12 protein-coding genes are annotated in these 13,257 nt (G+C 38.5%); 4 read left to right on the top strand and 8 right to left on the bottom strand.

The genetic code is table 11. The annotated features are described in order from the left end of the window. Nucleotides 1-182 precede the first annotated feature (182 nt). From lpdA to M3225_RS16085, 5 genes are all read right to left on the bottom strand, one after another. A complete protein-coding gene (gene lpdA, locus M3225_RS16105) occupies nucleotides 183-1,595 on the bottom strand; it encodes a dihydrolipoyl dehydrogenase (protein ID WP_013082295.1) in 1,413 nt (470 codons plus the stop codon). 3 nt (nucleotides 1,596-1,598) lie between these two features. After that, nucleotides 1,599-2,894 carry a dihydrolipoamide acetyltransferase family protein gene (locus tag M3225_RS16100; RefSeq protein WP_237074674.1) on the bottom strand — a complete coding sequence of 432 codons (1,296 nt, stop codon included), beginning with the start codon at nucleotides 2,892-2,894 and terminating at the stop codon, nucleotides 1,599-1,601. Between the two features lie 102 nt (nucleotides 2,895-2,996). Then, a complete protein-coding gene (locus M3225_RS16095) occupies nucleotides 2,997-3,974 on the bottom strand; it encodes an alpha-ketoacid dehydrogenase subunit beta (RefSeq protein WP_013056055.1) in 978 nt (325 codons plus the stop codon). 3 nt (nucleotides 3,975-3,977) lie between these two features. Then, nucleotides 3,978-5,093, bottom strand: a complete 1,116-nt coding sequence (pdhA, locus tag M3225_RS16090) for a pyruvate dehydrogenase (acetyl-transferring) E1 component subunit alpha (protein ID WP_251395322.1) — start codon at nucleotides 5,091-5,093, stop codon at nucleotides 3,978-3,980. A 579-nt stretch (nucleotides 5,094-5,672) separates the two neighbouring features. Beyond that, a complete protein-coding gene (locus M3225_RS16085; RefSeq protein WP_251395320.1) occupies nucleotides 5,673-6,338 on the bottom strand; it encodes a YkyA family protein in 666 nt (221 codons plus the stop codon). Nucleotides 6,339-6,507: 169 nt separating this feature from the next. Between M3225_RS16085 and M3225_RS16080 the strand changes: the two genes are divergently transcribed. After that, a complete protein-coding gene (locus M3225_RS16080; RefSeq protein ID WP_251395319.1) occupies nucleotides 6,508-6,618 on the top strand; it encodes a YjcZ family sporulation protein in 111 nt (36 codons plus the stop codon). 174 nt (nucleotides 6,619-6,792) lie between these two features. Further along, nucleotides 6,793-7,347 carry a peptide deformylase gene (def, locus tag M3225_RS16075; RefSeq protein ID WP_013056051.1) on the top strand — a complete coding sequence of 185 codons (555 nt, stop codon included), beginning with the start codon at nucleotides 6,793-6,795 and terminating at the stop codon, nucleotides 7,345-7,347. Between the two features lie 29 nt (nucleotides 7,348-7,376). Here the strand turns inward: def and M3225_RS16070 are convergent, their stop codons facing one another. Continuing rightward, complete coding sequence (locus M3225_RS16070) at nucleotides 7,377-8,159, bottom strand: Cof-type HAD-IIB family hydrolase (protein ID WP_251395317.1); 783 nt, start codon at nucleotides 8,157-8,159, stop codon at nucleotides 7,377-7,379. Nucleotides 8,160-8,707: 548 nt separating this feature from the next. On the opposite strand from M3225_RS16070, the gene M3225_RS16065 reads away from it, so the two are divergent. Further along, nucleotides 8,708-8,917 (top strand): DNA-dependent RNA polymerase subunit epsilon, encoded by a 210-nt coding sequence (locus tag M3225_RS16065; protein WP_013082289.1) that lies wholly within the window; start codon nucleotides 8,708-8,710, stop codon nucleotides 8,915-8,917. 5 nt (nucleotides 8,918-8,922) lie between these two features. Next, on the top strand, nucleotides 8,923-10,590 hold the full coding sequence (gene rnjA / locus M3225_RS16060) for a ribonuclease J1 (RefSeq protein WP_013056048.1): 1,668 nt from the start codon (nucleotides 8,923-8,925) through the stop codon (nucleotides 10,588-10,590). Nucleotides 10,591-10,634: 44 nt separating this feature from the next. Here the strand turns inward: rnjA and M3225_RS16055 are convergent, their stop codons facing one another. Both M3225_RS16055 and M3225_RS16050 read right to left on the bottom strand, forming a co-directional pair. After that, entirely contained in the window at nucleotides 10,635-11,297 is a 663-nt protein-coding gene (locus tag M3225_RS16055; RefSeq protein ID WP_251395315.1) for a potassium channel family protein, read from the bottom strand. Between the two features lie 149 nt (nucleotides 11,298-11,446). Continuing rightward, nucleotides 11,447-13,252, bottom strand: coding sequence for an ABC transporter ATP-binding protein (locus M3225_RS16050; RefSeq protein WP_251395312.1), 1,806 nt, complete (start codon nucleotides 13,250-13,252; stop codon nucleotides 11,447-11,449). Between the last annotated feature and the right edge of the window lie 5 nt (nucleotides 13,253-13,257).

The following is a 13,257-nucleotide window of genomic DNA, read 5'->3' as shown; positions in this document are numbered from 1 at the left end:
ACGTCCCACTTCATATCTATGCCATCTAGAGCTTATTTAAGACTATCTCAGCGCTTTTTACATGTTTCTTCTAGAATTTATACTCACCAGCAGCAAAAACTGTCTGACAAGCATCTGATACTTTATGAAAACCGTTTTCATCAAAAAAAAGCTGATGCGTACGCATCAGCTTTTTAAAAACATTATTTTACAATGTGAATTGGGCTTCCAATAGCTACTTCTGCAGCTTCCATTGTGATTTCACCTAATGTTGGGTGAGCGTGAATTGTTAATGCGATATCTTCAGCTGTTACGCCAGCTTCGATAGCAAGACCAAGCTCAGCGATCATGTCAGATGCGCTAGGTCCAGCGATTTGAGCACCAACAACTACTCCGTCTTCTTTACGAGTGATAAGCTTCAAGAAGCCTTCTGCAGCGTTAAGTGCAAGCGCACGTCCGTTAGCAGCAAATGGGAATTTAGAAGCTTTAACAGCTAATCCTTCTTCTTTCGCTTGTGCTTCAGTATAACCTACAGATGCAAGCTCAGGCTCAGAGAATACAACTGCTGGAATTCCTAAGTAGTCAATTTCAGCAGGTTCGCCAGCGATTACTTCAGCTGCGATTTTACCTTCGTAAGAAGCTTTGTGTGCAAGTGGTGGTCCAGTTACGATATCACCAATTGCAAAGATGTTGCTTACAGATGTACGAGTTTGGTTATCGATTTCGATAAGACCACGATCAGTCATTTTAACGCCAACTTGCTCAAGACCAAGCTCATCAGTGTTAGGACGACGACCTACAGTAACTAATACGTAGTCAGCATCGATTACTTTTGACTCTCCGCCTACTTCAAACGTAACTTGTACGCCGTCAGCAGTTTCTTCCACACCTTTAGCCATTGCTTTTGTATAGATTTCAACGTTTCCTTTTTTCTTAAGGTTACGTTTAACAAGTGAACTCATTTGTTTTTCAAAACCAGCTAAAATTTCATCAGCAGCTTCTACAAATGTAACTTCTGTACCAAAGTTAGCAAAAGCAGTACCAAGCTCAGTACCGATGTAACCTCCACCGATTACAACTAATTTTTTAGGAACTTCTTTAAGCGCTAATGCACCTGTAGAGTTAATTACGCGCTCAGAGAATTTGAATCCAGGGATCTCGATTGGACGAGAACCAGTTGCAAGGATTGCATTTTTGAATTTGTACGTTTGTGCTGAATTTTCATCCATTACACGTACAGTTTCGCTGTCAACGAAGTAAGCTTCACCTTTTACGATGTCAACTTTGTTACCTTTAAGAAGGCCTTCAACACCGCCAGTAAGTTTGTTTACAACGCCGTTTTTGAATTCTTGAACTTTAGAGAAATCAACTGTTACGTTCTCAGCGATAATCCCCATGTCTTCAGAATGTTTAGCGTGTTCAAAACGGTGACCTGCAGCGATTAATGCTTTTGAAGGAATACAACCAACGTTTAAACATACGCCTCCAAGGTTACCTTTTTCTACGATTGTAACTTTTTGACCTAATTGAGCTGCACGAATTGCTGCAACATAGCCACCAGGGCCAGCACCAATGACAAGAGTATCAGTTTCGATTGGGAAATCTCCTACTACCATTTATTACGCCTCCATTAATAATAATTCTGGATCATTTAATAAACGCTTGATTTGGTTAAGAGCGTTTTGAGCTGTTGCGCCATCGATAATACGGTGGTCAAAGCTTAGTGATAATGCTAATACTGGAGCAATTACAATTTCACCGTCGCGTACAACTGGTTTTTCAGCGATACGTCCGATACCTAGAATTGCAACTTCTGGGTGGTTGATAACAGGAGTAAACCATTGTCCACCAGCAGAACCGATATTTGTGATTGTACAAGAAGCGCCTTTCATTTCAGCAGGAGCTAATTTACCATCACGTGCTTTTCCAGCAAGGTCGTTAATTTGATCAGAAATTTCGAACACAGATTTACGATCAGCATTTTTCACAACTGGTACTAACAGACCTTTTTCAGTGTCAGCAGCGATACCGATGTTGTAGTAATGTTTTTGAATTACTTCATCTGTAGAATCATCAATTGAAGTGTTAAGAGCTGGGAACTTCTTAAGTGCTGAAGTTAACGCTTTTACCACGTAAGGTAAGAATGTTAATTTAATACCTTGATCTGCTGCAACTGTTTTGAATTTTTTACGATGAGCAACAAGAGCTGTTACATCGATTTCATCCATTAATGTTACGTGTGGAGCAGTGTGCTTAGAGTTAACCATAGCTTTTGCGATTGCACGACGGATACCGCTCATTTTCTCGCGAGTTTCTGGTAGGTCGCCTTCAGGAATAGCCTGTGCTGCTGCTGCTTTTGGCTCAGCTGAAGCAGTTTCCTCTTTAGCTGGAGCTTCAGCAGTTGCTGTAGAACCACCAGATAAGAAGCCATCGATATCATCTTTGACAATACGTCCGTTTTTACCTGAACCAGGAACAGCTTTAATGTCTACACCTTTTTCACGAGCATATTTGCGCACTGAAGGCATAGCAATTACTTTACGGTTAGGATCAACATCAGCTTGTGCTGCAGGAGCTGTTGCTTCTTCAGTCACTTCTTCAGTTGAAGCTTCTTCTTTAGCTTCTTCTGCTGGTGCATCATCATGATCGTCACCTTTGAATTTTAAGTCTTCGTATCCAGGAGCATCAAAAGTAACGATAACTTGTCCTACAGTAGCTACTGTACCTTCGTCAACTTTCACTTCTAATACTTTACCTTTTACAGGAGATGGGATTTCAACAACAGCTTTGTCATTTTGTACTTCTGCTAGTACATCATCCTCATCAATTTCATCTCCAGCTTTTACGAACCATTTTACAATTTCACCTTCGTGGATACCTTCACCGATATCCGGCAGTTTAAATTCAAATGCCACGTGTCTTCACCCTCCTAGTTAGTTGCGTTCAATTTGTTAGTGTTTATTTTATCTAAGACAGAAATCAGCAAAAAGCTGATTTCTGTCACAGTAAAATGCTAATTAAAATTCAAGTACTTTTTTAGCTGTTTCAACGATATCTTTGTGGTCTGGTAACCATACGCCCTCAGCTTGAGAGAATGGGAACACAGTATCCGGTGCTGTTACACGTAATACTGGTGCTTCTAAGCTTAGGATTGCACGATCGTTAATTTCAGCTACAACGTTAGCTGCGATACCAGCTTGTTTTTGAGCTTCTTGAACTACTACTACGCGACCAGTTTTTTCAACTGATGCAAGAATTGTATCGATATCTAAAGGTTGAACTGTACGTAAGTCCACTACTTCAGCAGAGATACCTTCTTTTTCTAGTTCTTCAGCTGCTTTTAATGATGAGTGTACCATTGCACCGTAAGCGATAAGCGTTACGTCTGTACCTTCACGTTTCACATCAGCAGTACCTAAATCAATTGTGTATGATTCTTCAGGTACTTCTTGACGGAATGAACGGTAAAGCTTCATGTGCTCTAAGTATACAACCGGATCGTTATCACGGATTGATGAAATTAAAAGACCTTTTGCATCGTATGGAGTTGAAGGAATTACAACTTTTAAACCAGGTTGAGATGCTACGATACCTTCTAAGCTATCAGCGTGAAGTTCTGGTGTATGAACGCCTCCACCGAATGGTGAACGGAATGTGATTGGTGCATTCCAGCGACCGCCAGAACGGTAGCGCATACGTGCAGCTTGACCTGATACAGAATCAAGTACTTCGTATACGAAACCAAAGAATTGAATTTCAGGAACCGGACGGAAACCTTGAGTCGATAGACCCACAGCAAGACCACCGATACCAGATTCAGCTAATGGCGTATCGAATACGCGATCTTCGCCGAACTCTTGTTGAAGACCTTCAGTCGCACGGAATACTCCACCGTTTACGCCAACGTCTTCACCAAAAACTAATACGTTTTCGTCGTTTTTCATTTCTGTGCGTAACGCATCAGTAATCGCTTGAATCATTGTCATTTGCGCCATGGCTTACTTCGACTCCTTCTCTTTGTAGATTTCATATTGCTCTTGTAAGTTTGAAGGCATAGTTTCGTACATGATTTCCATTAAATCTGTAACTTTTTGCTTCGGATAATCGTCAGCCTTCTTAATAGCTTGTTTGATATCTTCTTTAGCTTGCTCGATTACTTTGTTTTCTTCTTCTTCATTCCAGATGCCTTTAGCTTCTAAGAATTTACGGAAGCGAACAAGTGGATCTTTCTTTTCCCACTCAGTGTCAAGCTCAGCTGTACGATAACGAGTTGGATCGTCACCAGCCATTGTATGTGGACCATAACGGTAAGTTAATGTTTCAACTAAAGTTGGACCTTCACCGTTTACTGCACGCTCACGAGCTTCGCTTACTGCAACGTATACTGCTAGTGCATCCATACCGTCTACTTGAACGCCTGGGATACCAACAGCCGCTGCTTTTTGAGCGATTGTACGTGCTGCAGATTGCTTTTCAACTGGTGTTGAAATTGCAAAGCGGTTGTTTTGTACAACAAAGATTGCTGGAGCTTTGAATGCACCTGCGAAGTTCATACCTTCGTAGAAGTCACCTTGTGAAGCTCCGCCGTCACCTGTATAAGTGATAGCTACTGCTTTTTTACCGCGCTTTTTAAGACCTAGTGCCACACCAGCAGTTTGCACGATTTGTGCACCGATGATGATTTGTGGAGAAAGTACATCTACACCTTCTGGCGCTTGGTTACCGTGGAAATGACCACGAGAGAATAAGAATGCTTGATATAATGGAAGACCATGCCAAATTAACTGAGGCACATCACGGTACCCAGGTAAAATGAAATCTTCTTTTTCTAATGCGAAATGTGAAGCGATTTGAGAAGCTTCTTGCCCAGCAGTTGGTGCATAGAAACCTAAACGACCTTGACGGTTCAATGAAATTGAACGTTGATCAAGAATACGAGTGTATACCATGCGAGTCATTAACTCTTTTAATTTTTCGTCAGATAAATCTGGCATCGCTGATTTATTTACTACTTCGCCCTCTTCATTAAGAATTTGGAACGTTTGGTACTGCTCAGCGATTTTATCAAGTTGCTTTGATACATCAATAATAGCCTTTTTAGTTTTAGCAGCCATCTAAGTCACCTCTTCCTTTCATTTAAGCCGTATAAATTCATTTTACTAATCAAACAAACATACACGCTTTTAGAATGTCCCAAATGGACAAGTAAAAGTCATATTTTGTCGAGTAGCTTTTTGAATTCGCTAATCCTTAACATTTCTATGTATTCCCCAGCGAATTCTGTGCAAACATTTACGTAAAAGGAAAGTTTAAGCGAAACGAGCGTTTCGTTAAACTGTATTAATTATTTTGCAAAAATGATTAATACAACACTTACTACGCTAACTAGTTTACAATACACTAAAACAGTTCGTCAATGCATTTACATCAAGAAATTACGCTTTTTTAGTTTGTGAAATAAAACACATAAAAAAGACATGCTGTACTATTACACAGATACAAACTGTATTATATGTTTTATAATAACCTTCTCTTTTTTTACGTCTGCATATCTCCTATCTTGCCACAAATAAACGATTTTTTAAAACAATAACCTTTTGCAATTTTTACTTGAATCATGTCGAAATCCTTTCTTCATTTCAGAAAACATTCCTTTTCAGCAAAAAAAAGACCTGTAAAATTCACAGGCCTTCTTATTTATCCTCACTATTTTTCACCTTTAACTTTGTTTTGTTATAAAAATCTTCTTTGGCTTTGTTGTAGTCAGCTGTTAATGTGTTAAACGTTTCTTTTTTCTTTTCAACTTCTTTATAGGTAGCATTAATCGAAGCGATTTGTGTTTCAAGATTCTCTAATTTCACATTTTCTTTTTCAAAGAGCGTATATAGCTGACGATCTAATTCAATGGAATGAAGATAGGCATCATGTAAGGACTGGTAGGCCTTATAACGCTTCTTCATTAACGCAGATAGTTCAAGCGCCTCGTCTTTTGCTTTGCCGTCCTCTAGTTTTTGAATCTTAGGTTCTGTCGCTTCAAATTGTTTTTGCGAAGCGCTGATGCTTTTTTCTTCTTTTTGTAATTTACTTTCACGCTCATCTAATAACTGCTGCGCTTTTTGTGCTTTATTTTTTATTTTCTTTTTATCTTTAATCCCTAGCTGAATAATTTGGTCGTATATCGCATTTTCTTGCTGTTCTAAATCAGCTAACGGTTTTTGCTGATCGGCAAATTGCTTTTCTTGTGCTACCACTTTTTCTAATCCATTATATACCTCAAGTTCAGGCGATGAGCCTTCTGCACAGCCTGCTAGTGACATAGCAGCAATGCCGATAATTATATATCTTCCGACGCATTTCATATCTGGTAAATCCTCCCTTATCCATGGGCCATTATACAATTTTTGTAGGAAATTAGCAATTTCTCTACACCCTTTTTCCACCTTTTAATATATTATACTAACCCAATCGTGAAAAAAAGGGAGTTTATTACTTTTTACCTTGGGATTGATAACTACGGGAGGTTATATTATGTGGGGTTACGGTGGATATGGCTGCGGCAGTTCTAATAAAGGCTTTGTTTTATTAATCGTACTGTTCATTTTATTAGTTATTATCGGCTGCAGCTGTGGCGGCTGGTAATTATACAATAAAAGCGGCTAACGGTCGCTTTTATTTTTTCTTATGCAGGTTTTTCCATAGGCGTGATACATATAATTAGAAGAAACATTTATGTGGTCAAGGTCGAGGTAATGACTTTTTTATACGGATTTGATACACTTTATACCTATAAAATAGCCTAGGGAGATGTGAAAGTTGATTACAATGAACGATATTATTCAAGACGGACACCCAACGCTGCGAGAAGTAGCAAAAGAAGTACCGTTACCTGCTTCTGAAGAAGACAAAAAGATTTTACATAGCTTATTAGAATATGTAAAAAACAGCCAAGATCCTGAAATTGCTGCTAAATATGGGCTGCGATCTGGTATCGGGCTTGCCGCTCCTCAAATTAATGTATCAAAACGAATGATTGGGGTACACGTTACGGATGAAAAAGGCAAGCTATACAGCTATGCATTATTTAATCCTAAGATCATTAGCCACTCAGTAGAAAAGACATACCTTACAGGTGGTGAAGGCTGCTTGTCTGTCGATCAAGATATCCCAGGATTTGTTCCTCGGTATGCACGTATCACAGTAAAAGGCACAACACTTGAAGGCGAAGAAGTGAAAATTCGTTTGAAAGGCCTTCCTGCTGTCGTATTCCAGCACGAAATTGATCATTTAGACGGAATTATGTTTTATGATTACATTAATAAAGAAAATCCATTTCAAGAACCTGAAAATGCTTTTCCATATGAACGCTAAAAAACGCGAGCTGCTGCTCGCGTTTTTTCTTACTTTAATAATCCTACTAGCTCCAATCCGTGGAGAATACCATCTTCTGCTACATCTTTTGTAACAAGATCAGCAACTTCTTTCACGACTTCTTCCGCATTTCCCATCGCTACGCCATTTCCCACAAATTCCAGCATTTCAATATCGTTTAAGCCGTCTCCAAATGCATATACATCTTTTTTGTCAAAACCGAGCTTTTCAATCATTGTCTCAATTCCTCGCGCTTTTGATCCACCTTTTGGCAGAACATCAGTTGAAAATTCATGCCAGCGAATAAAGTCAAATTTCTTAAATTTTTCTTCATAAGGAGCTTCTTCTCCCGCTGTACAGAACAAGAGGGATTGATAAATTTCACGCCCTTCGAAATAAGTAGGATCGTGGTGAGGGTGGGTAAATCCAATTTTCAGCGTACTGATGCTGGATTCGATATAGTCATGAAACTCGATGTTTGATTTCATATCTTCATGATCCATGTACACAACAGGGTGATCATGCTCAACAGCAAAAGCCGTTAAGTGTTGAAGCTCTTCTTTATTTAACGGATTTTTGTAAAGAACTTCTCCATTTAAGACAATGTACTGACCATTAAAGCTAATATATGTTTGAATATCCAACTCTTCACGCAGATCTTTAAACATAAAAGGAGCTCTTCCAGTTGCAATTGCCACTTCATGCCCCTGCTCTTTTAGCAGCTGTACAGCTTTTTTTGTAGAAGCAGGCAGTTTTTTATCATGATCCAATAACGTTCCATCAATATCAAAAAAAATAATCTTTCGTTCCACGTTTATCACCTTATTTTTTATAATTTTTTATCTCTTTGTTAAGCCTTTCCGATTATATCAAACAAGCTCTGGTTTCTCTATAAATGGACGTTCCTATTTACATTTTTCCATATTTAACCACGAGAAACCTCTCCCTTTTCATCATATAATAAAAGTACAGAGAGAGACAGGCAGGTATTGCAAAAAAAACAAAGGAGCTAAAAAATCATGTTAAAAGATTTTCGAAAAAGGCTGCTAAAACGCTGGAATGAATTATTGCGTAAAAAAACGATGGCATAATCGATTTTTTCAGGGCTTTCTGTTGTAAAATTTGCAGAGTGTGTGTCTGCATCGTACAATGGAATAGCCCTATTTTTTATACGCCCGGAAAATATAGTCTTGTATCCGTTTCCTATTAATATTATTCTATAATTAATTGACTTGTTATATTTAGATGACTAAAATGTAGTGAAAGCAAGTTTCTTTAGAAAATACATGAAATACATACACATTTTATAATATAATAAAATAAGTTATTTGAATTTCGGAATTAAGGAGAGATTTTTGTTATGATTTTTAAAGTTTATTTTCAAGAAAAAATGAGTGAAGTAGCTGTACGTGAAAATACAAAAACAGTCTATGTGAACGCAGATTCTGAGCGTGACGTTCGTCAAAAGTTAAAAGCGCGTTCAATTAATATTGAGTTTGTTCAAGCAGTGACAGGAGACTATTTAGAGTACGAACAACAGCATGAAGATTTTAAAGTATTGGAGATATGATGAAAATGAAATTTGTAAAAAATAATCAAACGGCAGTTTTCGCCCTGGGTGGACTAGGCGAAATCGGTAAAAATACGTATGCCGTACAGTTTCAAGATGAAATTATCCTTATTGATGCAGGAATTAAATTCCCTGAAGATGAGCTTTTAGGAATTGACTACGTTATTCCTGACTACAGTTATTTAGTAAAAAATGCAGATAAAATCCGTGGCCTTTTCGTTACACATGGTCATGAAGATCACATCGGCGGAATTCCTTACTTATTAAGAGAATTAAACATTCCTATTTATGCAGGGAAATTAGCCCTTGGGCTTCTTCGCAACAAATTAGACGAGCACGGGTTGCTTCGCACAGCTCAGCTTCATGAAATTACCGAAGATGACGTAATTAAGTTCCGCAAAACATCGGTAACGTTCTTCCGCACAACTCACAGTATTCCTGATTCTTACGGAATTGTGGTAAAAACACCAAACGGACAAATCGTACATACAGGAGATTTCAAGTTTGATTTTACACCAGTGGGCGAACCGGCGAACTTAACGAAAATGGCTGAAATTGGTAAAGAAGGCGTTCTATGCTTGCTTTCAGACAGTACAAACAGTGAAATTCCTAACTTTACGATGTCTGAGCGCCGCGTAGGTGACAGCATTCATGACATTTTCCGTAAAGTAGACGGCCGTATTATTTTTGCAACGTTTGCTTCAAATATTCATCGCTTACAGCAAGTAGTGGAAGCAGCCGTATTGCATAACCGTAAAGTTGCTGTATTCGGACGCAGTATGGAAGCAGCTATTGAGATTGGCCAACAGCTTGGATATATCTCATGTCCAAAAGATACGTTCATTGAGCCTTCTCAAATTAACCGAATTCCAGCTAATCGCGTGACTATTTTATGTACAGGCAGCCAAGGTGAACCGATGGCAGCGCTATCTAGAATTGCAAACGGTACTCACCGCCAAATTCAAATTATCCCTGGAGATACGGTTGTATTCTCATCTTCACCTATTCCAGGAAATACAGTAAGTGTTAGCAAAACAATTGATATGCTATTCCGTGCAGGAGCAGAGGTTATTCACGGTGCTCTAAACGATATCCACACTTCTGGACACGGTGGACAGGAAGAGCAAAAATTAATGCTTCGTTTGATGAAACCAAAATACTTTATGCCAATTCACGGTGAGTATCGCATGCAGAAGATGCACATCAAACTTGCAACAGATTGTGGAGTTCCTGAAGAAAACTGCTTCATTATGGATAATGGAGAGGTGCTAGCTTTAAGCGACAGCGAAGCTTCAGTAGCTGGAAAAATCCCTTCAGGCTCTGTATATATTGACGGAAGCGGAATTGGTGACATTGGAAATATCGTACTTCGTGACCGCCGCATTTTATCTGAAGAAGGTCTTGTTATTGTGGTTGTAAGCATCAATATGAAAGACTTCAAGATCGCTGCTGGTCCAGACATTATCTCTCGTGGTTTTGTTTATATGCGCGAATCTGGCGACTTAATTAATGATGCACAATCCCTTATTACAAAACACTTGAACAAAGTAATGGAACGTCGTACGTCACAATGGTCTGAGATTAAGAATGAAATCACAGACACATTGGCTCCATTCCTTTACGAAAAAACAAAGCGCCGTCCAATGATTTTACCGATCATTATGGAGGTTTAATAAAAGAAATAGAGCGGATGCGATCGCATCCGCTCTTTCTTTTATTAAGCACTGGCAAATTTATTTTCGAAGCGGTTGATATCTGCATCTGCTCCAATAACAATCAACACGTCCCCTTCTCGAATCGTTTCTGACGCTTGCGGAGAAACGATGATATCTCGATCACGCTTAATGGCTACAATGTTAATGCCATATTTCGCACGAATGTCTAACTCAATTAACGTATTGCCAGCCATTCTTTTACTCGCTACTAACTCTACAATGCTGTGTTCTTCAGATAGCTCTAAATAATCTAGCACGCTGTTTGAAATCATGTTATTGGCAATTCTTCGTCCCATATCTCGTTCGGGATGCACGATAAAATTAGCTCCAATTTTTGATAGTACTTTGGCATGATAATCATTTTGCGCTTTTACCGTTATTTTTTCAACGCCCAACTCTTTTAGAATAAGGGTCGTCAAAATACTTGCCTGAATATTGTCACCAATAGCTACGATAACATGATCAAAATTACGAATTCCTAAACTTTTTAGAACCCCTTCGTCCATTGAATCGCCTACTACTGCGTGGGAAGCAACGTTAGCATACTCATTTACCTTTTCTTCATCAATATCAATCGCCAGAACTTCCATTCCTTGATCGCTTAATGTTTTACAAATACTTCCTCCAAATCTACCTAATCCGATGACTGCAAATTCTTTTTTCATTTGAATTCCTCCATTATGTACAGGAAAAAATCTGAACTACCGTTATTTTACCACAATTCTTTTGTATCAACCTCATTTTCCCGTTAACGACGCTTATACCTCTTTACTATTTCTCACAGAAAAACAGAAAGATCAACTCTCTCTGTTTTTTAAGCTGTAGCATGGGTTTGAACAAGGTAATAATATACGCCTTTTTGCTGCATTAGTTCCATGTGATTACCTGTTTCAATAATGCTTCCGTGATCTAATACAATGATGTTATCTGCTTCTCGTATGGTAGATAACCGATGAGCAATCATGATGGCAGTTCTGTTTTTTAACAGCGTTTTAAGCGCCTGTTGAATCTTCACTTCTGTTTCTGTATCGATGCTTGCTGTCGCTTCATCTAAAATGATAATACGAGGATCAGCCAACAGCGTTCGAGCAAATGAAATCAATTGACGCTCTCCCACGGATAAGACGTTTCCCCGCTCTTCTACTTCCGTATCATAGCCTTTTTTCAGACGCTTTATAAAATCTGCAGCCCCTACCGCTTCTGCCGCCTTGATCACTTCATCATCAGCAGCATCCGGCTTTCCAAACCGAATGTTTTCCATAATGGTTCCTGAAAAAATAAATGTTTCTTGCAGCACAATACTAATTTGCGCTCGTAAACTCGCTAAAGTAATATCTTGAATAGGCATATTATCAATTAAGATTTGCCCTTCGTTCACATCATAAAAACGCGTGATTAAATTAGCAATGGATGTTTTTCCAGATCCAGTATGCCCCACTAAAGCAACCGTCTGTCCTTCTTTTATTTCAATTGATACGTTGTTTAGAGCTTTCCGCTTCCCATCATAAGAAAATGAGACGTGCTTGAACTCAACTTTTCCCTTCATATCCTCTAAAGACGTAGCGGTTTCTAAATCCGCGACAAGAGGTTTTTCATCTAAAAATTCAAAGATACGCTCGGATGAAGCCATTCCCATTAATAATTGATTGTATACTTGCCCTAAACGAGAAATCGGTTCCCAAAACATCCCAAGATAAAAAGCAAATGATACAAAAATACCAATTGTTAGCCGTTCATCTTGAATAAGTACAGCACCGAACCAAATTAAAATAGCCGTTCCAACAGCATTTGTAAGTTCTACAAATGGTCGAAACATGGCATTTTTTCGAGTAGCTTGCCTCCAACTCTCGTAATTTTCACTGTTTATACGCTCAAAAAACAGCATATTTTCTTGTTCTTGAGCAAATGATTGAGTGACACGAATGCCTTGAATACTCTCATTTAAATGTGAATTTAATACTGACTGTTTCATACGAACAACTTGCCATGATCGACGAATTCTTCTTCTCAACTTTGTAGAAATCAAGAACATAATCGGTAAAATAACTAAAACAGCACATGTCAAAGTAGGACTGAGAGAAAATAATATAACCACAATCCCAACTAACAATAAGAGGTCCATAAATAGGTTAACCACCCCATTGGTAAATAAATCTTGAAGAGAGTTAATATCATTCATAATCCTTACAAGAATAGAGCCTCCTGAACGTGTATCGAAAAAACGGTGCGACAGCCCTTGAACATGCGTAAATAAATGTTTTCTTAAATCATATATAACGTGCTGCCCGAGTTGGTTCATCCATTTAATTCGAAAGACATTCGCAATATACGATAGTACATACAAGCTAAAGATCATGAAAACTAACTGCATGAGCAGCGTGCTATTCTTGTCTTTCACAGCATGATCAAGCGTATATACACCTATCAAAATAGGAATAGCAAGTCTAATTACCGTAGTGATAATGACCATAAAAAACGAGAAAGGAAGCAAGTTTTTTCGATATGGATGAAGATAACGAAACAAGCGGGCCATTTGCTTCCAGTTAAACATCTTATCAATGATTTGATCTGTTTGATAATAAAAGCGCTCTCGAACAACTTTATATTTTTCGGCTTCCATTCTAT

The organism is Priestia aryabhattai (assembly GCF_023715685.1).
Taxonomy (GTDB): Bacteria; Bacillota; Bacilli; order Bacillales; family Bacillaceae_H; genus Priestia; species Priestia aryabhattai_B.
Note: the sequence above shows the minus strand (reverse complement) of the source record. Positions and strands in the feature narration are given on the sequence as shown.

Bases quoted from the DNA above. Each gene is read 5' to 3' on its own strand.
- lpdA (WP_013082295.1), bottom strand. From the start codon at position 1,595: ATGGTAGTAGGAGATTTCCCAATCGAAACTGATACTCTTGTCATTGGT.
- M3225_RS16095 (WP_013056055.1), bottom strand. From the start codon at position 3,974: ATGGCGCAAATGACAATGATTCAAGCGATTACTGATGCGTTACGCACA.
- pdhA (WP_251395322.1), bottom strand. From the start codon at position 5,093: ATGGCTGCTAAAACTAAAAAGGCTATTATTGATGTATCAAAGCAACTT.
- M3225_RS16085 (WP_251395320.1), bottom strand. From the start codon at position 6,338: ATGAAATGCGTCGGAAGATATATAATTATCGGCATTGCTGCTATGTCA.
- M3225_RS16080 (WP_251395319.1), top strand. From the start codon at position 6,508: ATGTGGGGTTACGGTGGATATGGCTGCGGCAGTTCTAATAAAGGCTTT.
- M3225_RS16065 (WP_013082289.1), top strand. From the start codon at position 8,708: ATGATTTTTAAAGTTTATTTTCAAGAAAAAATGAGTGAAGTAGCTGTA.
- rnjA (WP_013056048.1), top strand. From the start codon at position 8,923: ATGAAATTTGTAAAAAATAATCAAACGGCAGTTTTCGCCCTGGGTGGA.
- M3225_RS16055 (WP_251395315.1), bottom strand. From the start codon at position 11,297: ATGAAAAAAGAATTTGCAGTCATCGGATTAGGTAGATTTGGAGGAAGT.
- M3225_RS16050 (WP_251395312.1), bottom strand. From the start codon at position 13,252: ATGGAAGCCGAAAAATATAAAGTTGTTCGAGAGCGCTTTTATTATCAA.